This is a genomic window from Bacillus siamensis (assembly GCF_051628075.1).
GTDB classification, from domain to species: domain Bacteria; phylum Bacillota; class Bacilli; order Bacillales; family Bacillaceae; genus Bacillus; species Bacillus siamensis.
The window spans coordinates 3740681-3760800 of the sequence record NZ_CP155579.1; the positions used below are offsets into that span (position 1 = coordinate 3740681).

Sequence of the window (20120 nt, forward strand, 5' to 3'; positions counted from 1 at the left end):
ATTGTGTTTACAGACTTTCTCCATTTGTGGCGATGACGTCTTTATACCAATAAAAACTTTTCTTTTTCTTTCTTTCAAACGTGCCTTTTCCGTCATTGCCGCGGTCAACATAAATATAGCCGTAGCGTTTTTTCATTTCTGCTGTTGAGGCGCTGACGAGGTCAATCGGCCCCCACGACGTGTAGCCGATCAGGTCGACGCCGTCTTCAATCGCCTCTCTTGCTTCTATTAAATGATCACGCAGATAATCGATGCGGTAGTCATCCTGAATGCTTCCGTCTTCCTCCGGCTCATCAACCGCGCCGAGCCCGTTTTCGACGATAAAGAGCGGTTTCTGATAACGGTCGTACAGCGTGTTTAAGGTGATGCGCAATCCCTTCGGATCAATCTGCCAGCCCCATTCCGAAGATTTCAGGTACGGGTTTTTCACGCCGCCGAGAAGATTCCCTTTAGATTGCGCCAGATCCTCAGGCGCCGTGCTGGCCGTCATCGACATGTAGTAGCTGAAGCCGATGTAATCCACCGTATGTTCTTTCAGGAGCGCCTCGTCTCCTTCCTTCATCTCGATCGTAATTCCGTTTTCTTTAAAGAAGCGCTTCATGTAGCCCGGATAGCTGCCCCTCGCCTGCACATCAGAAAAGAACAGCGTGCTCCGCTCTTTTTGCATTGCCGCATATACATCCTCCGGCTTCGGCGTCATCGGATACGTTGTCGTCGCGGCGATCATGCAGCCGATCTGTGAATCCGGGATGATCTCATGGCCGGCTTTTACCGCCAGCGCGCTCGCCACAAATTGGTGGTGGGCTGCTTGGTACATCGTGTTTTGTTTATTTTCGACTTCCCGGAATATAAGACCGCCGCCTGTAAACGGAGCGTGGAGAACGACGTTGATTTCATTGAAGGTCATCCAATATTTCACTTTGTCTTTATAACGGGTGAAAACCGTGCGGGCGTACCGTTCATAAAAATCGACCGTTTGGCGGTTTCGCCAGCCGCCGTAATTTTTCACCAGACCGAGCGGCATCTCATAGTGAGAAATCGTGACGACCGGTTCAATCTGATGTTTCCTCAATTCGTCAAAAAGACGGTCGTAAAATTGCAGCCCTTCTTCGTTCGGCTCTGCTTCATCACCGTTCGGAAAAATTCTCGTCCACGCAATGGAGGTGCGGAACGCTTTAAAGCCCATTTCCGCAAACAGGGCGATATCCTCTTGATAGCGGTGATAAAAATCAATCGCGTCGTGATACAGATTCAGCGCATCGTCCGTCTCATGAAACGGAGACATAATGCCGTCCGGGGAGACATCCGCCGTAGAAAGTCCTTTGCCGCCTTCTTTATAAGCTCCTTCAATCTGATTGGCAGCCGTTGCGCCGCCCCATAAAAAACCTTCCGGAAATCTCTTCATGTTTTCTCCACCTCTTTTTCAGGATAACGCCAAAAGCGCTTCGTTCGGTTTGACCATTCCGCGTTTTTTCACGTCTGTAAATAAATATTGATCCGTATTCGTAATGATGACCGGCGTCATCACGTCAAAGCCGGCAGCCTTTATCTCTTCGATATCAAAAGTAATCAGCAGATCTCCCGGCGCGACGGCATCGCCTTCTTTGACGTGCATTTCAAAATGCCTGCCATCCAGCCGTACCGTATCAAGCCCGATATGAATGAGAATTTCGGCTCCCAGGGCACTCGTAATGCCGATGGCGTGCTTTGTTTTAAATACGGCTGTCACCCTGCCTTCTACGGGAGAAACCGCCGCGCCCTCTTCAGGCAGAATCGCAAAACCTTTACCCATCATTCCGCCGGAAAACATGCTGTCATTCACTTCGCTTAATGCTTTCACTTCGCCTTTAATCGGGCTGTGAATGATTTCTCCGCCTGCCGTCACACCCGGCGTTTCAGATGCTTTGTCCCGTTCGGACTGTACATCTTCAAACCCGATCAGCAGTGCCGCCGCCATACCCGCCGCAAACGAGATAAAAAGCCCGATCAGCGCGTAAAGAAACGTCGGCCCGATAAAGACCGGAATGCTCGGCAGACCCGCGTTTCCGCCGACAATGTAGGAAGCGACGCCCGTTACACCGTAAAAAGCTCCGCCTGCCGCGCCGCCGATTAAAGCAGCCGCGAACGGTTTTTTCAATCTCATGTTGACGCCGTACATGGCAGGTTCGGTTATGCCCATCAAAGCCGTAATGCTCGTCGTAAATGCGAGTGACTTAAAGGTTTTGTTTTTTGATTTCAAGAAAACCGCAAATGACGCGCCGGCCTGCCCCATGTTCGCCAAAAACATCGCAGGCAGAATGTAATCATGTCCGTTTTGAGCGATGTTATTGATCATGATCGGCACAAGCGCATAATGCATCCCCGTCATAATGATGAGCGAAAATGTGCCGGCCAGCAGAATCATTGCGGCAATCCCCGCATGACTGAACAAATAATTGACGCCGACAGACAGATCATTTCCGAGAATCGCGCCGAGCGGGCCGACTGTGATCAGTGTGACAGGCACGACGATCACAAGCGTAAGCATCGGAACGGCAATCAATTTCAAAGAAGAAGGAGTGATTCGGTCGATTCCCTTCTCCACATAGGACATCAGCCAGATCGCCAGCAAAATCGGAATGACTGTCGATGAATACGTGGCAGCGGTTACAGGAAGACCGATAAAGGAGATGCTTTTCCCAGACCCAAGCAAGGCCGTCAAATCCGGATGCAAAATCGCACCCGCCACAGCAGCCGCCACGTACGGATTACAGCCGAATTTTCTCGCCGCGCTTACCGCAAGCAAAATCGGCAGAAAATAAAACGCACCGTCACCGACAGCCGTGAGAATGCTGTGAGTCTGGCTCTTCTCCGACATCCAGCCGAATGTCACCGCTAACGCGACAAGTCCTTTTATCATGCCCGCCCCGGCAATGGCCGGCAGAATCGGTGTAAACACGCCGGAAATCACATCAAACACGGCACTCAGCACGTTTTTCTTCTGCTTTGACGTTTTGTTTGCGCTTTCATTGCTGAGCCCGCTGCACTCCATCAAAGCCTGATACACCTTCGGCACATGATTGCCGATAATGATCTGAAACTGCTCGCCGCTGATATTTGTCCCCATCACGCCTTCCGCCTGTTCCAGCCCGTCCCGATCTGCTTTCGCATTGTCATACAGATTAAAACGAAGCCGCGTCATGCAATGGATGACACTCTGAACATTCTCCTCCCCGCCGACAAGTTGTACTATCTCTTTTGATATTTTATGATAGTCCATGAGTATACCTCCTTAAAAATGGGGGAACTGCCGGACGAAAGGTGGCCGCCTTTCTCCGGCTTTTTTTGTTATGAAATCAGCATCACCTCCAAAAAAGGGTATAAAAAAAACCTAAACTGCACAGCACACGGGGGTCTTCCCCTGTCTGACACAATTTAGGTTTTGCCTGCGGTTTGCAGTAACAATCCTAGGTGAATGATATTGGGTTGATATGTATACTTTAGCACTGGATTTATGGGGTGTCAACGCTTACATTTTAATTGTTGTGTTTTAGTGATTCATATTATGTTACTTATGTAATGCTAGCATAACTTAAAACAGAAACTTGATTAGTGTTTTCACTAATCAAGCATCTAGCGGCAATCTGCTTTTTTAATAGAGTTTTTTCTGTTCTGATATGCTTTTAAAACTTCCTTGTCACAGCAAAAAGATACCGAATTGCTCTTCAAAAGCTACCTTTATCTTTTCTTCATCCTTAATACAAATGATCATATTATTGTTTACTTTCTTCAATTGTGTAACATTATTCAGCTTCGAATGAAAAACGATGGATTCATCATAAGTCAGACTTACATCGCATTCCATCTTATACACATCTACAAATAGCACCAGTTTAAACCCTTTAGTATCTTTTACAGAATATATTAATTCTCCGGCATCTGGATTATCCGCTATACTTACCGGTTCATTCAAAAACAGCTCTAATAACTCAAGTTCATCATATTTTATAAACAAATCAAGTCACCTTCTAAATAGATTCATGTTATGGGCTATAGCTATAATATCAACTCCTGCCAATTAAGCTCACACCAATATCACATAGGATATCCGGTAAAACGGATCCCAGTTCCCTTCTCTACACTGTTTCTATATCTAAATCTGAAATTCAATATAAGTATTTTTATCCCAAATATAATTTAAGGCTTTTTAAGAGATACTGCACTTATAAAACAACCTCTAGAGCAAATTATAGAGTATTAATTACTTTGAAGTGATTTTTTATATTATAAAAAAAAGAACCTTCTTAATTAAAAGAAGGTCCTAAGTCCGGATCACTCCGCTCCCCAAACAGCCTCCCCATCACTGCTCAGCACACTGAACGTCACGACTTCTTTCTTCCTCTCTGAATCCCATTCTTTCAGGAAGGCGCCGTCATAATTTGTGCCGTTCAGGTTGATTCGGGCTTTGCTGCTGCCGGTTATTGTCCAGGTTCCGTTCATTTCCCCGGAAATGGTGCCGTTTGTATTAAGCCAGATGGTTTTTGGGGTTTTGATTGTGGCTGTGATGTTTTTTCCGTGTCTGCGGAATCCCTTGTATGATCCTGTGCTATCTCATTTATTTTTTGAGAAAGAAACAGCCAAAACAATCCGTTCATGACATTCATTTGGATAAAACCATGCTATAAAAAAAGGCACATACTGATGGGGTATGTGCCTTTCTGTTCTTATTCCGTAATCAGCGTATGAATCAGCTTCGGTGCTTCCGCTTTTTCTGAGATGCGGATGTTGTCATAGACTTTGGCGGTCACGTCGTCAACGTTTTCGCGGTTGGCGTAAAGGGTGACGAGCGGCTCTCCTTTTTCGACTTTGTCACCGACTTTTTTACGGAGCATGATGCCGACGGCAAGGTCGATTTCGTCCTCTTTTGTCGCACGTCCCGCGCCTAACAGCATCGCTGCGACGCCGATTTCGTCAGCGATGATTTCTGAAACGACACCCGCTTCTTTTGCCGGGACGTCAATTTTGTAAACCGCCTGCGGAAGTTTGGACGGTTCGTCAACGACGGAAGCGTCTCCGCCCTGATTGCTCAGGAACTCTTTGAACTTTTCAAGCGCTTTGCCATTTTTCATGACTTCCTGCAGCTTCGTTCTCGCTTCTTCCAATGTCTCGGCTTTTTTCGCCAATACGACCATTTGGCTGCCGAGCGTGAGGACGAGTTCGTTTAAGTCTTCAGGGCCTTCCCCTCTTAACGTATCAATGGCTTCTTGAACCTCCAAGGCATTCCCGATCGCAAAACCGAGCGGCTGCGACATGTCAGAAATCACGGCCATCGTCTGGCGGCCGACGTTGTTTCCGATGCGGACCATTGCTTTGGCGAGGTTCACGGCGTCTTCATCCGTTTTCATAAACGCGCCGGCTCCCGTTTTGACGTCAAGCACGATCGCATCGGCTCCGGCGGCGATTTTTTTACTCATAATGGAGCTTGCGATCAGCGGGATGGAGTTCACCGTACCCGTTACATCACGCAGCGCATACAGCTTTTTATCGGCAGGCGTCAAGTTGCCGCTTTGTCCGATGACGGCTACTTTGTCGCGGTTCACAAGCTTGATGAATTCATCTTTTGACAATTCCACGTGAAAGCCTTCGATCGCTTCCAGTTTATCAATGGTCCCCCCCGTATGGCCGAGGCCGCGTCCGGACATTTTAGCAACGGGAACGCCGAGCGCCGCGACGAGCGGTGCGAGTACGAGAGTCGTCGTGTCGCCGACCCCGCCCGTAGAGTGCTTGTCGACCTTGATGCCTTCGATGGCGGAGAGATCAATCGTTTCCCCTGAATTGACCATTGCCATTGTCAGATCGGCGCGCTCCTGATCTGTCATATCCTGAAAGTAAATCGCCATGGCAAGGGCGCTTGCCTGATAATCAGGGATGCTTCCGTCCGTATATCCTTTTATAAAAAATTGAATTTCTTCTGTTGTCAGTTCTTTTCCGTTTTGTTTTTTTACAATAAGATCTACCATTCTCATGATCTATCACCTGTCCTTCAATTATGTTCAGTGAATCAATCCCACGATCGCCGCTGTCAGGAAGCTGACGAGCGTTGCGCCGTACAGCAGCTTCAGCCCGAACCGCGCGACGACGTTTCCTTGCTTTTCATGCAGTCCTTTCACCGCACCCGTAATGATACCGATAGAGGAGAAATTCGCAAATGAGACAAGGAATACCGATACCACTGCCTGAGTATGCGCGCTGAAATGGAAATCGCCGGATGAGAGCGTCTGCATCGCCACAAATTCATTCGATACCATTTTCGTCGCCATAATGCTTCCCGCGCTCACCGCTTCATTCCACGGAATACCGGTTAAAAACGCAAACGGCGCGAAGACATAGCCGAGCAGCGCCTGGAATGTAATGCCGAAGACTGCGTTAAAAACGCCGTTGACCAAGGCAATGAGTGCGACAAATCCGATCAGCATCGCCGCTACGACAACGGCGACTCTGAATCCATCCATTATATACTCACCGAGCACTTCAAAAAAGGATTGCTTTTCTTCTTCAGGAACGACGATCAAATCCTCTTCTTTGCTGACGGTGTACGGGTTGATGATAGAAGCGATGATAAATCCGCCGAATAAGTTCAGCACAAGCGCCGTCACGACGTATTCCGGCTTCAGCATCATCATGTAAGAACCGACGATCGACATTGAGACCGTCGACATAGCAGATGCGCAAAGCGTGTATAAGCGCTGTTCAGTAAGATAGCCGAGCTGTTTTTTCAAGCTGATAAACACTTCTGATTGCCCTAAAATTGCGGAGGCGACAGCGTTGTAAGATTCGATTTTCCCCATTCCGTTCACCTTGCTTAACGCAAGACCGATATACTTCGTGATGAAGGGGAGAACCTTCCAATGCTGCAGAATCCCGATTAAAGCGGATATAAAGACGATCGGCAGAAGCACGCTCATGAAGAACGTCGTCTGTTTCGCATTCACAAGTCCGCCGAATACAAAGTTAATCCCTTCTGATGCATATTCCAGCAAATAGTTAAATCCTTTTGCAAAACCGCCGACAAGAAAATTCCCGATACCGGTGTTGAGGAGAATGTAACCGAGAACCAGCTGCAGCACGAGCATGACGGCGATCGGCCGGATTCTGATTCTTTTTTTGCCGTTGCTGGCGAGCCAGGCAAGACCTAAAAACACAATGATACCGATAATTCCGATGAGATACTTCATATGTGTTCTCCTTTTATTTGTATTCGCTTACAATTTTTTATGCATCAACAAAGAAAGAGGATGGCGGAAGCTTTCGGCTTCCGCACTGCTGATTAATAGTCGCTGCTGCCGCTGTCTCCGCCGCTCACGATAGAGACGCCCGCACTTGCGCCGATCCGGCTCGCGCCCGCTGCAATCATGCTGTCAACATCAGCTTTTGTTCTGATGCCGCCTGATGCTTTGACCCCGATGTCCGGTCCGACTGTTTTTCTCATAAGAGCGATGTCTTCAGCCGTTGCTCCGCCTGTAGAAAAACCGGTAGACGTTTTGACGAAATTGGCGCCTGCGGATACCGCCAAACGGCACGCACGCTCTTTTTCTTCGTCTGTCAAAAGGCATGTTTCGATGATCACTTTGACGAGCGCTTTTTTATCAGCTGCTTCAACTACCGCGCGGATATCAGCCTCAACAGCCTCATCATCACCGTCTTTTAATGCGCCGATATTGATGACCATGTCAACCTCAGTGGCTCCTTTTGAAATGGCATCCTTCGTTTCAAATGCTTTTGTTTCCGATGTCGTTGCGCCGAGAGGGAATCCGATAACGGTGCAAACGTCAACTCCCGTGCCCTTCAGCTCCTCCGCTGCGAGTTTGACCCAAGTCGGGTTCACACAAACGGAAGCGAATTTATACTCTTTTGCTTCTTTTATCAGTTGTAAAATATCTGCTTTTTGTGTATGCGGTTTCAAAGCAGTATGGTCTATTTGACTTGCAATTGACATTGTATGCACTTCCTTTTTCCTAGGATACGTTTAGAATAACCGAATTTTGAACATATGTAAATTGGTTATTGAAATTATGTTCATGAATTGTCACAATTCTTGAATGAGTTTTTTGGCCGTATGCTGATCGGTAATCAAAACGTTGGCGTATTTTCCTGTCAGGGCCCCGTGAATGGCCTTGCATTTTCTGCTGCCGCCTGCCACCAGAATCGAACGTTCTTTCATTTTCAAGTCGCTGAGCTCGACGCCGATCGTCCGGCCGTTAATGCTGCTGCTGCAGATCCTGCCTTCCGCGTCAAAAAACCGCGAACAAATATCGCCGACTCCGCGCGCTTTCAGCAATTGTTTCTCTTCTTCCCGGAAATAGCCGAGTCTGAAAAGCAGCGCCTCATCCCGGACGGTTCCAACCGTAAACAGCGCGATATTGGCTTGTCTGCCCATTTCAATGATCCGCTTAATATGTCTGTCCCGCTCGACCATCTGTTTCACATCAGCGCTGTCAAATATAACCGGCAGCGGCAAATACCTCGGCATGGTCTGAAATGCTTCGGCAAACAGCTGAATCGTTTCTGACGAATACGTATTGACATTGGAATGACTGATGCCGCCTTTCAGCTGCACGACTTCAACGCTTTTTACCTGCTTCGGCTCCATGCGGCTTGCGATCTGGTACATCGTCGTCCCCCAGCTTACGCCGAGTATATCGCCGTCCTTTACGGTTTTATGCATATAGTCTGCGCCATAACGGCTTAAGTAATGTGTAATGGCCTGGTAATCGTCACTTGGAGAAAAGACGACGTGCGCCTCAAGCAGCCCGTATTTTTCTTCCAGCTTCGCGCCGAGCTCGTCCAGATCCTCAAACGGGTCCATGACGCGAATTTGGACATATCCTTTTTCCTTTGCGTACTGAAGCAGCCTCGAAACGGTGGGGCGTGACAGATTAAGCCGTTCGGCGATCTGCTGCTGGCTGTAATCTGATTGATAATATAGTTTTGCCGCTTCTATGCTGAGCTGCTGTTTTTCACGATCCATATCGCGCCTCCCCTCTCCGCTTATCATATCACCAAAACACGCGGTAAAAAAGCACCCTCTGGTGGGGTGCCTATTTTTTCAGCACAAGCTCCTGAATCGCATGCGCTACGCCGTGTTCGTTGTTTGATTTTGTTTCAAAATTTGCAATTTCCCTTACTTCCGGGATGGCATTGGCCATAGCGACACCGCAGCCGGCCCACTGAATCATGGACATGTCGTTGCCGTTATCGCCGATTGCCATGACGTCTTTTTGTTCAATGCCGAGTTTTTCAGCCAGCAGCTTGACCGCGTTTCCTTTACTGACTTTCGGGTGAAGAATCTCATGAAAGAACGGCGCGCTTTTGACCATTGTGTATGTTTCCGTGAATGATTCCGGAATGGAAGCGATCGTTTTCTCCAGCTTGTCCGGATCGTCGATGAACATGACTTTCGGAATCAGAATATCCTTCGGCACCTCATCAATCGTGCGGAAATGAAGCGGCACTTTCGTGATATATGATTCGTAAACCGTGTATTCACTGATATCCCGGTTCGGCGTGTACAGATTGGCTGTGTCGAAGTAATGCATCGGGGTGTCTAGCTGTAAGCTCAGCTCGTAAAGGGACTTCAAATCCTCATAACCTAATGACTGCTCGGCCACGACACCGTTTGTATACGTATTTTGGACGAGGGCGCCGTTATAAGCAATCACAAAGTCGCCTTCCTCCTGTAAGTTCAGCTCTTCCAAATACCGCCGCACGCCGCCGATCGGCCGGCCCGTGCACAGGACGATATTGACCCCTTCCGCTTTAGCGGCATCAAGCGCCCCGCGAACTTCAGCCGTCACTTCATGATGATCGTTTAATAGTGTACCGTCCATATCTATTGCGATTAACTTGTACATCCTGCATCTCCTTTGTATCCTTTTCGTCTTATGCTTTCATCATATCGTTTTTTCGTTTCAAAGAAAAATTAAACGGACGGTTTTCTCCGTCTTCTCTTCTTATACCGGGTCTGTCTCCGGATACGGGGCCGTCTTGTCCTCTTATCGGTTTGTTCTGCGCCGTTATCTGTTTTCTGCTTTAAGAGAATCAGTCCTGCCGCAAAGAAAGGGACGGCCGCTATGTCCAGAAGGGCAAGCTTTATTCCCATCGCTGCGGGAAAGTATGCCCATAATGAACGGCTGTTCCGCCTGATCATGATATAAGAAACGATTTCCAGCAGAATAAACAGGGCGTTCACCCATAAGTAAATGAGCAGCGCCGCAAACAGAAACAGCAGGAGCGTATTCTTGAGCGTGCCGGAAAACAGAAGAGCGCGCATCATATCAAAGAATGAAAAAGACTGCATGCTGCCGTTTACGACATTGGGATTATAAATAGTAAAACGCCCGAACTGATCTAAAAGCATAAAAAATAACCATACCAGTGAAAACCATTGAATGATATGTACGATGACACCCGTCAAAACGAGTCTGTCGGCAGCTTTATTTCTCATGTGCATCCTCCCCGCCGGTTTTTATTCTTGTCATTGTTTTTGTTTCTCCGTATATCTTCCAAATGAGCGTATCGTTTTTTCCCCTTTTCAACATGCTTTTGACGGGGTGCGGACGTCCGAGGTATTCAATCTCTATCGTTCCGTCCGTGTTTTGTGAGATCACCTTGTAAGCATCCGAGGGCATGGGAACCTCGCCGCGGCCTTTAATGACCTGCTTTGTCAGCACGCTGTCTTTCGTAAACGTGACGGTTTCAGATCTGACTCCGTCCATCGGGCCCGGTTTCAGCCCCGCATCCCATGTCCCGTAATAAAAAGGGGTCTCGTCCGCTTTCTTTTGCGAGCAGCCTGTTATCATGACGCATCCGAAAACAAGAACCATCATGATGAAAATCCGTATGTCCCGCAACATGATCACCTTCCTTTGCAGCTTTTTTTACGCCTGTAAGTTAGGCAGATGCCGTGGCACTGTGCGATTGACTACATAGTGTATAAAGACTTCACTAGATAAGGAGAATGATGAATGAACCCATATCAGTACTACACCCCGCCTGCCTATTTCCCTCAGCAGCAGGAATACGAAGTGAACCGCGTTGAGTATGAGCCGTATCAGCAGGAAAGCTATTATGCGCCCTACCAGTCCGAAGAACGGCAGCCGACTGCTTTAGAACGAAGAGTCGCCCAGCTTGAAAGACAAAATGCCGAGCAAACGAGAGAGCTTACCCGCCTCTCACAAGAAGATCAGCGCCAAAACCGGGAAATTACGCGGATGAGTGAGCAGGTCAGACGGCTGAGCCAGGCGGTTGAAATCCATACCCGCCGCTTAAATCGTTTGAATCAGCGCCTGCGCGCAGTCGAAAACAGACTCAATATCCCATTTCACGCTACAGAAGGCGGCTTCTGAGAAAAAGGGCCGGAATACAAAGCTCGACAGGCCATTCCCGAGCCTTGTATTCCGCTCTGTACATAACAGGTAAATATTTGAATGCCATTCTTGCATGAATGCCTCACATTTTCTTTCACATGATAAATATGTAAAATCAATCACTCCAGGAGGTTTTCATGATGTACCAAAACCAATACAGCGGAAATCAGCTGCAGCAATGCCGCCAAACCGCACAGCAGCTTATTCAGCAGACACAGCAAAGCAGCCAGCAGTACAAGCAAATGCTCCAGCAGGAACAGCAAAATATTCAAATGCTTCAGCAGATGCTGAACCATGAGCAGCATGCCGTTCATACCATTCAGCAAGCCTTGCAGGGTCATGAAATGGCCATCCAAAAATGTCAGCAAATCGTGAATGTGTGCAACCAGCTGCAGCAGGAAGTAAGCGGGCACATGACTTCACCGATGGCAAACGCTAACGTTTCTTCATTCCCGCAAACCCAGCATCACACACCGTTCCAGCAGCATTCATACCAGCAATAGCCCGATCACGCAAATGACAAAGCACAAGGATACCGGCTTTGTCATTTGTTTTTATCTCTGTTTTGTCAGGTCAATGCGATGAGCGGGTTTTCCGCCGAATTTTTCTTCCGCCTCATGCCTAACCGCTTCATACGCTCTCGCTTCGACATTTTGTTTAAACACATCAAGCTGTATCAAATAAGCCGCCCGCACCTTCAGCCCGTGGATGATGGCGATGACCCATAGAGGCAGCACGATATACACGCCGGGAGTGCTCGGCAGCACAAAAGCAATTGCTAAAATAATAAAATAGATAAGTCCGTATTTCAGCCATTTTTTGTTCTTGGCCCGGTAGCCGATATAGAAAAAGGCCAAGAAAGCGGTGAGCGCAAACGGCGCAAAAGTCAGCAGCAGCCACCAGCTGTGCAGCACTTCCCACCAAGTTCCTCTTTTCGTAATCAACATTCATTCCTCCTTTACTACTATAACATGGATAATCAAGAAAGGATTTCTATAAAAACATAGACGGAATAAGGTCTTCCTGCTATATTCATAATGATAATCATTATCACTAAAATAGGGGGATCATGATGAAGAAAAGATCATGGCTGATGGGCCTGGCACTTCTGCTTGTTTTCGCCTTAAGCGCTTGCAGCGGCGCTAAGGAAAACAGCGGCTCCGCATCAGGCAAAGGAAAGACAGACATGCGTACATATCAATCAACAAAAGGAAAAATTGACATACCCGCACATCCGAAGCGGATCGTCACTGACTTTTATGCGGGTGAGCTGCTGTCCGTTGACGCAAATGTCGTCGGAGCGGGCTCATGGGCTTTCAAAAATCCGTTTATCCAAAAACAGCTGAAAAACGTCAAGGACGTCGGCAATCCTGTCAATGTGGAGAAAGTGATGCAGCTGAAGCCTGATTTAATCGTGCTGATGAAGGATGATCAATACGAAAAACTTTCGAAAATCGCGCCGACGATTGTCATTCCTTTTAACACCGCAAAAAATACAAAAGATACGGTCAGCCTGTTCGGCGACATTACCGGGGCGAAGGATAAAGCCAAAAGCTTTATGGCAGACTTCAACAAAAAAGCCGAAGCCGATCAAAAGCGCCTCAAACGTGTGATCGGCAAAGACGAGACAGTCGGCCTTTATGAAACGACGGATAAAGGCGAGATCTGGATTTTCAATGACAATTCCGGCCGCGGCGGCCAAGCCGTTTATAACGCGCTCGGATTAAAAGCGCCGGCCAATATTGAAAAAGACATCATGAAAACGGGCGCCATGAAACAGGTTTCCCAAGAGGTCATCCCTCAATATGCGGCTGATTATATGTTCATCACCGATTACAATCCGAATGGAGAAAGCAAAACATTTGAGCGTCTGAAAGATTCATCCGTTTGGAAAAATCTCGACGCCGTAAAGAACAATCGTGTCTTTATCAACGACTTCAACACTTTCTATCCGTATGACCCGATTGCCGTCAGCAAACAGATGGACATCATCACCGACATGCTGATCAAACGGGCCGAAGAAAATAAAAAATAAGAAAACGGCACAGTCTGACGCTGTGCCGTTTTTGTATGATTTACTTGAATTTCGACTGTACGGAGTCCGGCATATCTTTAAACCTGACTTCTTCCCAAGTCTCGACATACTTTCCTTTCGCCTTCACCTTCAAATAGGCATTCTTCCGAAGGTCTTTCCCGGCGAAAAAGGTCACTTCTTCTTTTTTTCCGGATGCGTTGTATCCGTCTAATGTATATTCAGTACCGCCCGGGCTAAGATGTTTGCCATCTCGGTCAATCTGTACATAAACATCTTGCTGGTGAATAAACGGATTAAATCTGTCTGTAACATCGTTATGAAAAAAGAGAAGCCCGTATATGACGGCAGCGGCCGCCAAGACGGCCAGAATTGCCAATGCTTTTTTCATCTTTGTACTCCCCTTATTTGTTCAGTTTTTTCAAATAGCTTGACCGCACCGCGAGGAAGAACAGAAGCTGAAAAATGAAAAATCCTCCGATGGTCAGACTGAGCGGCCCCGCTACATCGGAATAGCCTTCCACGGCCAATGTTCTCAAGGCAAACAGCGTATGCATGACGGCAATGACAAATGGAAAGAAGAAAAGAATCGCCAATTGTATCGTCACGCTTTGTGACATTTCACGCTCACTCAGACCGATTTTGGCCAGTGAACGGTAGCGCTCCCGGTCGTCATCTAAATCGGTGAACAGCCTGAAATATAAGAAACTTGCTGCCGCGACAAAGAAGACGATCGCGATAAACAGGCCGATGAATAAACTCAAGCTCGGCAGCTGCACCGTATCATAGTAGGTGCCCGCTTTTGCCATAAAATCAGAATGCACGTCGATATAGTTGCCGTAAATCTCATTTTTCAAGGATTGGCTGATCCCAAGACTGTCTTTCCAATGGTCGTAGCTGTAGCCGTATAATGACGCTTTCTCACCGAGTGATTTCAGCTGATCAAAGGTTTGATCGTTCACCGCGATGATGGCATTCAATGAAATCAGCGGTTTTTTGACTTCTTTTACCGACAGTTTTTGGCCGGACGGCTTGCCTTTTTGGTTCAGCAGCTTCAGCTGATCCGGCGCTTCGTTTTTGAAATTGCGGTCATACGTGCCCGGGAAGTAGACGGCCTCACCATGTTTCAGGCCGTTCAGCTTGACATGGAAGTACTTCATCGCATCCGATTCGCTGATCATGTAAACAGGCGGAACAGTATCCCCTTCCTGATAGCGGACATAGGAAACATCTATTTTGTCTTTCTTATACGTAAAGCCGTGTGTCTTCAATTCATGGTCAATATCTTTCAAATGAGTCTTTTCTTTTGGATTGCTGCTGAAAGATACATACTCCATCTCATAAGCGGACTCTTCCGCCCCGACGGTCGCTTTGTACATCGCGAGCACGCCCGTCGCCGTAAAAGCTACCGCGGAAATAATGCTGACGATAAAGAACAGGCGGGCGTTGTCTTTTAAACGATAGACAAGATCAGAAATCCAAATGACATTTTTGCCGCGCAGATAAAAGGTTTTCCACTTCTTCAGCGCGCGCAGAATCCAGATGCTGCTTTGGCTGAAAAAGAAATACGTGCCGATGACGGTAAGCAGTAAAATGATAAACGGTTCAGTCCCGTGGACATTGCCTTTCAGAACCATGCCGTACCCGCCGCACAGGCAGACGAGGCCGAATAAGGACAGAATCACGGACGGCTTCGGCTCCGGTTTGGTCTTGTCAGTGCCCTTTATTAATTTGATCACCGTATTTGATCTGACAAAAAGGATCGTGAACTGCGATAAAAGGAAAAATAAGAGCAGAAATCCGCCGGCCGTCATGCCGAGCGCTTTCCAAGGCATATAAAGAGGCAGCGCGTCCATTTCTAAAATATAAGCGCCGACCGTAAAGAACGTTTTCGAAAAAATGAATCCGCCGATAATCCCGGCTGCGATCGACATGACGCCGATGATCATGTTTTCCGCCGTAATGAGCTTTCTCAGCTGTCCAGGCGTGATGCCCTGCATCAGCAGGATGCCGAATTCTTTATTTCTCGATTTCAAAAAGGCATTAACCGAATACAGAACAAATAAGAAAGAAAAAACAAAGATCATCCATTCCGCTGCGGTTAACCCTTTTCTGGCGATGTTATTCAGGTAGCCTTCCTTTAGTGCCGGATGAAACAGGAACATCGCAAAGGTAAAGAAAATCAAAACGGAAAAAGCGCTGCTCAAGAAGAATGCCAGATAGGCCCTTTTGTTTCTCGTGACGTTTTTATAAGCGAACTGAAGAAAGGTCATTTGCGTTTCCCCCCAGCATAGACAGCACATCAAGAATTTGTTCATAAAAGACTTGGCGGTTTTCCCCGCGGTAAATCTCATTAAATAGTTCGCCGTCTTTTATAAAGATGACGCGGCGGCAGTAGCTTGCCGCAACCGGATCATGGGTCACCATCAAAGCCGTAACATGATCATCCTGATTCAGGCTCTGCATCGTTTCCATGACGTCTTTTGACGCTTTGGAATCAAGATTTCCCGTCGGTTCATCGGCGAGAATGAGTGACGGCTTATGAATGACCGCTCTTGCGATGGCGGCACGCTGGCGCTGTCCGCCGGATACTTCAAACGTCCGTTTGTTGAGCAGATTTTCGATTCCGAGCTTTTTCGCGATGCCGTGCAGTTTTTCTTCCATGACAGACGGCGCTTCTTTTTCAAGCGTTAATGGCAGCATGATATTTTCACCGATCGTCAGCGTGTCCAGAAGGTTGAAATCCTGGAACACAAATCCGAGCTGCTTGCGGCGGAAATGAGCGAGCTTTGTCCGCTTCAGCCGGTGCGGATTTTCTCCGTGAATCAGGATATCGCCTGAATCCGGACGGTCAATCGTTGAAATGATATTCAAAAGCGTTGTCTTTCCGGAGCCGGACGGTCCCATCACCGCCGTGAACCCGCCTTCTTCTATTGAAAATGAAATGTGTTTTAAGGCTTGATAGGATACTTGTCCTTTATAGGTTTTATTTATCTGTTTGACTTCAAGCATATTCGCCATGAGAATCCTCCTTATGGTTTTATTCTTGTTGATCAGGGCTGCTTTCATGTAGTGCCGGGGCGTTCAGCATAAAAAATCCCCTTGACATGAATCCATGTTATCAAGGGGAAGCAAAACGAGCTATGTTGTTTTCTTAACGCAGTCTTACATTTTTGTAAGAAATGAAAATCGAACCGATGTCCCTTCACCGGGGGACGAACTGATGTCCGCCGTATGATTGAGCTTGTCCGTAATTTCTTTGACGAGATGGAGGCCGATTCCCGTAGACTCTTGGAAACGCCGCCCGTTTTCGCCGGTGAAATAAGGGTCAAACACCCGCTTGATGTCCTGCGGGGGAATGCCGACACCGTAATCTTTGACTTCAAGCACCGTCCTGTCTTCATCGCGGAAGACATTCAGCTCAAGTCTGTCACTCTTGCCTGCCGAATACTTGACCGCATTTGTGACCACTTGGCCGATCGCAAATTTAAGCCATTTCGCATCGGTGTAAATCTGATGATCATCGTGAATGTTCATTTTCGGATAAACGCGGTATTGAATAAAAAACCGTTTATAGCTTTGAATGACCGATTGGAGAAGCTCTGATAAGGAAACCGCTTCGACTTTAAAATCCCGCTCAAACAGGTCGAGCCGTGATGAATAAAGGAGCGTCTCCAGCCCGAATTCAATCTGCCGGACCTCTTTTTTGATTTGTTCAAAGACGGGCTCATCCTCTTCCTGAATGATTAAATTAATGACCGACAGCGGCGTCTTTACTTGGTGCACCCATTGATTCATATACGTCACCCGCGCGTCGAGCTTGGCTTCGGTCTCATGGAGCTTCTGGTGCTGCAGCCGGATCAGCTCCATCTGCTTTTCGTACAGCTCTGAACAAAACACTGAAGAACCGAGATACGGGATGTCCGTCCCTTCCTGCCCCGAGCTGAGCCAATGATACACGCCGCGGTCTTTGTACCAGCGATAGGCCAGGTACCCCGCCAAAATAAGAAGCTGCACGCCCAATATGTAAAACAAGTGGGAAAAAGAATGAAGACCCGCAAACCAGTAATAAAAGAAGACAAACAGCCCTTGAAGGAGAAAAAGCAGAATCAGCACGGCATGAGAACGGAGAAACAGCTTCATGACAGCGCCCTCAGCTGGTAGCCTTCGCCCCGCACCGATTCAATGGAAACAGGCGCATTCAGCTCCCGCAGTTTTTTTCTGAGCCGCGTGATATACACGTTAAGCGTATTGTCATCGACGAAAATGTCGGTGTCCCACGTTTTTTCCATGAGCCGGTCTCTTCCCGTTACCTTTTCTCCCCGCTCCAGCAGCACCTCCAAAAGCTTGCTTTCTTTTTTAGAAAGCTCGCTTTTTTCATCGTGAAAGTGCAGTTCAAACCGTTCCACAAAGAGCTGCACACCGGCATATTCAACCACTTTCTCTCCCTGCTTGGCGGCGTACTCTCCGTATGCCCTGCGGATCTGGCTTTTGATTTTCGCGAGCACAATATCGTAGGAAAACGGTTTTTCGATATAATCGTCTCCGCCGTTTTCAATCGCCATCACCTGATCCATTTCCCCGCTTCTGGCTGAGATGAAAATGATCGGGCTCGTGGAATGCTGGCGGATCTGCCGGCACCAATAATAGCCGTCATAGGACGGCAGGTTGATATCAAGCAGCACCACATCAGGCTTTTCCCGCAAAAAGACATCAAGAACAGCTGTAAAATCATCGGCGGCCACGGTTTGATAGCCGTATTTTTCAAGGTAATTCCGCAATAGTCCGCGAATGTCTTCACTGTCTTCTACTATCATGATTTTATTCAAACTGAACCACTCCCGTTTTTACGCTGCTGCCATCATCATAATCGTTTCGGGCATACGGACGCAACACCGCACAAAAAAACCGCCATTCCGGCGGTTAGTGGTTTCATTCAGCCGACCTGCTGCTTAGCGGCTTTTCCGGCTGATCCGAACGCTCTCATTTTGCTTCGCACTGTCCCTTCTACGGCTTCAATGCCGGGTGTCATGTAGCCGCGCGGCTCATACAGATCGCGGGTTTCGTGAAACATGCGGCGTGTTTCGTCTGTCCAGGCGACCATACATTCCGTGTTGATATTGATCTTCGCGTGGCCGAGCGTGATGGCTTTTTGGATCTGATCCTGCGGAATTCCGGATGCCCCGTGAAGAACGAGAGGAATATCAGTCATGCGGGAGATCGCTTCCATCTCCTTAAATCCGAGATTCGGCTCACCATGATACTTGCCGTGTACGGAGCCGAGGGCGGGGGCCAGCGCGTCGATACTGGTTTCTTTGACGATCCGCTCACATTCCGTGATATCGGCATAGCGGACACCGCCGATCAGACCGTCTTCCATGCCGCCGACCGTGCCGACTTCGGCTTCTACTGAGACGCCGTGCTTAGCGGCATAATCGGCGACTTCTTTTGTCATCGCGATGTTCTCATCAATCGGATGATGGGAGCCGTCAATCATCACTGAGCTGAATCCGGCGTCAATGGCCTGTCTGCAGCGTTCCGCACTGCTTCCGTGATCAAGATGAAGCACGACAGGAACGGTAATCGCCATTTCCTCCATTAACGCGCTGACCATGGCGGAAATCGTTTTAAAGCCGCCTAAATAATCGACCAGACGATCGGAAGCCGCGGCGATGACCGGCGATTGCTCCTTTTGCGCCGCTTGCAGAATCGCCTTCGTCCATTGCAGACCGTTTATATTAAACTGGCCGACTGCATACTGCTCCCGTTTCGCTTCTGCAAGAAGATGTTTCATGGTGACAAAAGCCATGTTCACGCCTCCTTCATGAAGTATTTTGATACGACGGCTTCCGTTGTTTCCTTTGCCGTTTTGATCGTTTCCTCCGCGGTCAGTTTATAATATTCAGGCCTGAACAGTTCTACGGAGACAACATCATTGAATCCGATATCCCTTAACGCTGACAGATGGGCGTCTAAGTCAATCGCTCCCTTCCCCGGCCAGACGCGGTCTTCATCCGTTAAAAAGCCGATCGGGAAATCTTCTGTATCGTCAATATGATAGATGAAAATTTTCTTTCCGTCCGCCTGCCTCAGGCTTTCAATATTGGAGCCCATCGCGTGGAAATGAAAGCTGTCAAACACAAGCCCGACATTATCGCGGCCGACAGCGTTCACGATGTCATACGCCTGTTCAAATGTATTGACCGTGCATTGCGGGTGGCCGACAAATTCAAGGGCAATGTTTACGCCGTACGGCTCCGCGATATCCGAAAGCTCAGTCAGCACCTCTATGCTGCTCTTTTTGATCTCTTCTTTTAAGATTTTCTGATCTGTCACCAGCGGCACGGCCACCACATATTTCACGCCGAGCGTTCTGCACGTTTCCATCATGCTTTTGAATTCCGAAATGATCTCCCTATAGCCCTTCTCATCACGGTTGTTGAAGAAAACCAGTGCGTTCAAGGCAAGCGGTTTAATGTGATGGGTTCGAAAATATTCCGCCAGATCGGCCAGTGAATGGTCTTTTAAGTATTCCGGCAGCTTATCCATTGTGCGGATTTCAATATAATCATAGCCGTGCTTTTCGCACAGCTCTAAATCCTGTTTCAAGTTTGAATTCTCCAGCGTTGTCGCTTCATTAAAGCAAAGTTTCATGTCAGCCTCTCCCATCTGCGTTTAGCTGA

21 protein-coding genes and 1 pseudogene are annotated in these 20120 nt (G+C 47.9%); 3 read left to right on the forward strand and 19 right to left on the reverse strand.

Features of this window, described 5'->3' with window-relative positions; all coding sequences use genetic code 11:
- Positions 1 to 7: 7 nt before the first annotated feature.
- The 11 genes and pseudogenes from ABDB98_RS18565 to ABDB98_RS18615 all read right to left on the reverse strand — a co-directional run bounded on the left by ABDB98_RS18565 (position 8) and on the right by ABDB98_RS18615 (position 10892).
- Positions 8 to 1405 (reverse strand): glycoside hydrolase family 1 protein, encoded by a 1398-nt coding sequence (locus ABDB98_RS18565; protein WP_438420943.1) that lies wholly within the window; start codon positions 1403 to 1405, stop codon positions 8 to 10.
- An 18-nt stretch (positions 1406 to 1423) separates the two neighbouring features.
- Positions 1424 to 3259: a beta-glucoside-specific PTS transporter subunit IIABC gene (locus ABDB98_RS18570; RefSeq protein ID WP_438420944.1), complete on the reverse strand. Its 1836-nt coding sequence runs from the start codon at positions 3257 to 3259 to the stop codon at positions 1424 to 1426.
- 417 nt (positions 3260 to 3676) lie between these two features.
- Entirely contained in the window at positions 3677 to 3994 is a 318-nt protein-coding gene (locus tag ABDB98_RS18575) for a hypothetical protein (protein WP_071182073.1), read from the reverse strand.
- A gap of 317 nt (positions 3995 to 4311) precedes the next feature.
- Positions 4312 to 4566 (reverse strand): annotated as a pseudogene (locus tag ABDB98_RS18580) (lipocalin-like domain-containing protein); the annotation flags it as partial.
- A 137-nt stretch (positions 4567 to 4703) separates the two neighbouring features.
- A complete protein-coding gene (locus ABDB98_RS18585) occupies positions 4704 to 6005 on the reverse strand; it encodes a pyrimidine-nucleoside phosphorylase (RefSeq protein WP_438420945.1) in 1302 nt (433 codons plus the stop codon).
- Between the two features lie 27 nt (positions 6006 to 6032).
- The gene (locus ABDB98_RS18590; protein WP_045925564.1) at positions 6033 to 7214 is read right to left on the reverse strand and encodes a NupC/NupG family nucleoside CNT transporter; all 1182 of its coding nucleotides are present in this window, start codon (positions 7212 to 7214) and stop codon (positions 6033 to 6035) included.
- A 92-nt stretch (positions 7215 to 7306) separates the two neighbouring features.
- Positions 7307 to 7975: a deoxyribose-phosphate aldolase gene (deoC, locus tag ABDB98_RS18595; protein WP_016937441.1), complete on the reverse strand. Its 669-nt coding sequence runs from the start codon at positions 7973 to 7975 to the stop codon at positions 7307 to 7309.
- A gap of 90 nt (positions 7976 to 8065) precedes the next feature.
- Positions 8066 to 9007 (reverse strand): sugar-binding transcriptional regulator, encoded by a 942-nt coding sequence (locus ABDB98_RS18600; protein ID WP_060963897.1) that lies wholly within the window; start codon positions 9005 to 9007, stop codon positions 8066 to 8068.
- A 70-nt stretch (positions 9008 to 9077) separates the two neighbouring features.
- Positions 9078 to 9890, reverse strand: a complete 813-nt coding sequence (gene yidA / locus ABDB98_RS18605; RefSeq protein ID WP_016937439.1) for a sugar-phosphatase — start codon at positions 9888 to 9890, stop codon at positions 9078 to 9080.
- A 68-nt stretch (positions 9891 to 9958) separates the two neighbouring features.
- Positions 9959 to 10483 carry a hypothetical protein gene (locus ABDB98_RS18610; RefSeq protein WP_438420946.1) on the reverse strand — a complete coding sequence of 175 codons (525 nt, stop codon included), beginning with the start codon at positions 10481 to 10483 and terminating at the stop codon, positions 9959 to 9961.
- A complete protein-coding gene (locus ABDB98_RS18615) occupies positions 10473 to 10892 on the reverse strand; it encodes a DUF3255 family protein (RefSeq protein WP_438420947.1) in 420 nt (139 codons plus the stop codon). The genes ABDB98_RS18610 and ABDB98_RS18615 overlap by 11 nt, the downstream gene beginning before the upstream one ends.
- Positions 10893 to 11003: 111 nt before the next feature.
- Here ABDB98_RS18615 and ABDB98_RS18620 point away from each other — a divergent pair, with 111 nt between their 5' ends.
- Complete coding sequence (locus ABDB98_RS18620) at positions 11004 to 11384, forward strand: hypothetical protein (RefSeq protein WP_060963894.1); 381 nt, start codon at positions 11004 to 11006, stop codon at positions 11382 to 11384.
- Between the two features lie 161 nt (positions 11385 to 11545).
- On the forward strand, positions 11546 to 11908 hold the full coding sequence (locus tag ABDB98_RS18625; protein ID WP_438420948.1) for a hypothetical protein: 363 nt from the start codon (positions 11546 to 11548) through the stop codon (positions 11906 to 11908).
- A gap of 51 nt (positions 11909 to 11959) precedes the next feature.
- Here the strand turns inward: ABDB98_RS18625 and ABDB98_RS18630 are convergent, their stop codons facing one another.
- Complete coding sequence (locus ABDB98_RS18630) at positions 11960 to 12352, reverse strand: hypothetical protein (protein ID WP_060963892.1); 393 nt, start codon at positions 12350 to 12352, stop codon at positions 11960 to 11962.
- 125 nt (positions 12353 to 12477) lie between these two features.
- On the opposite strand from ABDB98_RS18630, the gene ABDB98_RS18635 reads away from it, so the two are divergent.
- A complete protein-coding gene (locus ABDB98_RS18635; protein ID WP_438420949.1) occupies positions 12478 to 13440 on the forward strand; it encodes an iron-hydroxamate ABC transporter substrate-binding protein in 963 nt (320 codons plus the stop codon).
- 40 nt (positions 13441 to 13480) lie between these two features.
- Here the strand turns inward: ABDB98_RS18635 and ABDB98_RS18640 are convergent, their stop codons facing one another.
- From ABDB98_RS18640 to iolI, 7 genes are all read right to left on the reverse strand, one after another.
- Positions 13481 to 13828, reverse strand: coding sequence for a YxeA family protein (locus tag ABDB98_RS18640; RefSeq protein ID WP_438420950.1), 348 nt, complete (start codon positions 13826 to 13828; stop codon positions 13481 to 13483).
- Between the two features lie 13 nt (positions 13829 to 13841).
- On the reverse strand, positions 13842 to 15710 hold the full coding sequence (yxdM, locus tag ABDB98_RS18645) for an ABC transporter permease YxdM (RefSeq protein ID WP_438420951.1): 1869 nt from the start codon (positions 15708 to 15710) through the stop codon (positions 13842 to 13844).
- Positions 15685 to 16458: an ABC transporter ATP-binding protein YxdL gene (gene yxdL / locus ABDB98_RS18650; RefSeq protein WP_438420952.1), complete on the reverse strand. Its 774-nt coding sequence runs from the start codon at positions 16456 to 16458 to the stop codon at positions 15685 to 15687. Before yxdL ends, yxdM begins: the two co-directional genes overlap by 26 nt.
- Before the next feature lie 144 nt (positions 16459 to 16602).
- Complete coding sequence (gene yxdK / locus ABDB98_RS18655; protein ID WP_438420953.1) at positions 16603 to 17580, reverse strand: two-component system sensor histidine kinase YxdK; 978 nt, start codon at positions 17578 to 17580, stop codon at positions 16603 to 16605.
- Positions 17577 to 18266 carry a two-component system response regulator YxdJ gene (gene yxdJ / locus ABDB98_RS18660; protein WP_438420954.1) on the reverse strand — a complete coding sequence of 230 codons (690 nt, stop codon included), beginning with the start codon at positions 18264 to 18266 and terminating at the stop codon, positions 17577 to 17579. Before yxdJ ends, yxdK begins: the two co-directional genes overlap by 4 nt.
- Positions 18267 to 18373: 107 nt before the next feature.
- Positions 18374 to 19246: a class II fructose-1,6-bisphosphate aldolase gene (fba, locus tag ABDB98_RS18665; protein ID WP_438420955.1), complete on the reverse strand. Its 873-nt coding sequence runs from the start codon at positions 19244 to 19246 to the stop codon at positions 18374 to 18376.
- 2 nt (positions 19247 to 19248) lie between these two features.
- The gene (gene iolI, locus ABDB98_RS18670; RefSeq protein WP_438420956.1) at positions 19249 to 20091 is read right to left on the reverse strand and encodes a 2-keto-myo-inositol isomerase; all 843 of its coding nucleotides are present in this window, start codon (positions 20089 to 20091) and stop codon (positions 19249 to 19251) included.
- Positions 20092 to 20120: the final 29 nt, after the last annotated feature.

What these genes read in the sequence shown, in the direction of transcription:
- ABDB98_RS18625 (WP_438420948.1), top strand. Translation starts at nt 11,546, where the DNA reads ATGTACCAAAACCAATACAGCGGAAATCAGCTGCAGCAATGCCGCCAA.
- deoC (WP_016937441.1), bottom strand. Translation starts at nt 7,975, where the DNA reads ATGTCAATTGCAAGTCAAATAGACCATACTGCTTTGAAACCGCATACA.
- ABDB98_RS18590 (WP_045925564.1), bottom strand. Translation starts at nt 7,214, where the DNA reads ATGAAGTATCTCATCGGAATTATCGGTATCATTGTGTTTTTAGGTCTT.
- ABDB98_RS18635 (WP_438420949.1), top strand. Translation starts at nt 12,478, where the DNA reads ATGAAGAAAAGATCATGGCTGATGGGCCTGGCACTTCTGCTTGTTTTC.
- ABDB98_RS18630 (WP_060963892.1), bottom strand. Translation starts at nt 12,352, where the DNA reads ATGTTGATTACGAAAAGAGGAACTTGGTGGGAAGTGCTGCACAGCTGG.
- ABDB98_RS18570 (WP_438420944.1), bottom strand. Translation starts at nt 3,259, where the DNA reads ATGGACTATCATAAAATATCAAAAGAGATAGTACAACTTGTCGGCGGG.
- iolI (WP_438420956.1), bottom strand. Translation starts at nt 20,091, where the DNA reads ATGAAACTTTGCTTTAATGAAGCGACAACGCTGGAGAATTCAAACTTG.
- ABDB98_RS18565 (WP_438420943.1), bottom strand. Translation starts at nt 1,405, where the DNA reads ATGAAGAGATTTCCGGAAGGTTTTTTATGGGGCGGCGCAACGGCTGCC.
- yxdK (WP_438420953.1), bottom strand. Translation starts at nt 17,580, where the DNA reads ATGAAGCTGTTTCTCCGTTCTCATGCCGTGCTGATTCTGCTTTTTCTC.
- ABDB98_RS18640 (WP_438420950.1), bottom strand. Translation starts at nt 13,828, where the DNA reads ATGAAAAAAGCATTGGCAATTCTGGCCGTCTTGGCGGCCGCTGCCGTC.
- fba (WP_438420955.1), bottom strand. Translation starts at nt 19,246, where the DNA reads ATGGCTTTTGTCACCATGAAACATCTTCTTGCAGAAGCGAAACGGGAG.
- yxdM (WP_438420951.1), bottom strand. Translation starts at nt 15,710, where the DNA reads ATGACCTTTCTTCAGTTCGCTTATAAAAACGTCACGAGAAACAAAAGG.
- ABDB98_RS18610 (WP_438420946.1), bottom strand. Translation starts at nt 10,483, where the DNA reads ATGAGAAATAAAGCTGCCGACAGACTCGTTTTGACGGGTGTCATCGTA.
- ABDB98_RS18585 (WP_438420945.1), bottom strand. Translation starts at nt 6,005, where the DNA reads ATGAGAATGGTAGATCTTATTGTAAAAAAACAAAACGGAAAAGAACTG.
- ABDB98_RS18600 (WP_060963897.1), bottom strand. Translation starts at nt 9,007, where the DNA reads ATGGATCGTGAAAAACAGCAGCTCAGCATAGAAGCGGCAAAACTATAT.
- ABDB98_RS18615 (WP_438420947.1), bottom strand. Translation starts at nt 10,892, where the DNA reads ATGTTGCGGGACATACGGATTTTCATCATGATGGTTCTTGTTTTCGGA.
- yidA (WP_016937439.1), bottom strand. Translation starts at nt 9,890, where the DNA reads ATGTACAAGTTAATCGCAATAGATATGGACGGTACACTATTAAACGAT.
- yxdL (WP_438420952.1), bottom strand. Translation starts at nt 16,458, where the DNA reads ATGGCGAATATGCTTGAAGTCAAACAGATAAATAAAACCTATAAAGGA.
- ABDB98_RS18620 (WP_060963894.1), top strand. Translation starts at nt 11,004, where the DNA reads ATGAACCCATATCAGTACTACACCCCGCCTGCCTATTTCCCTCAGCAG.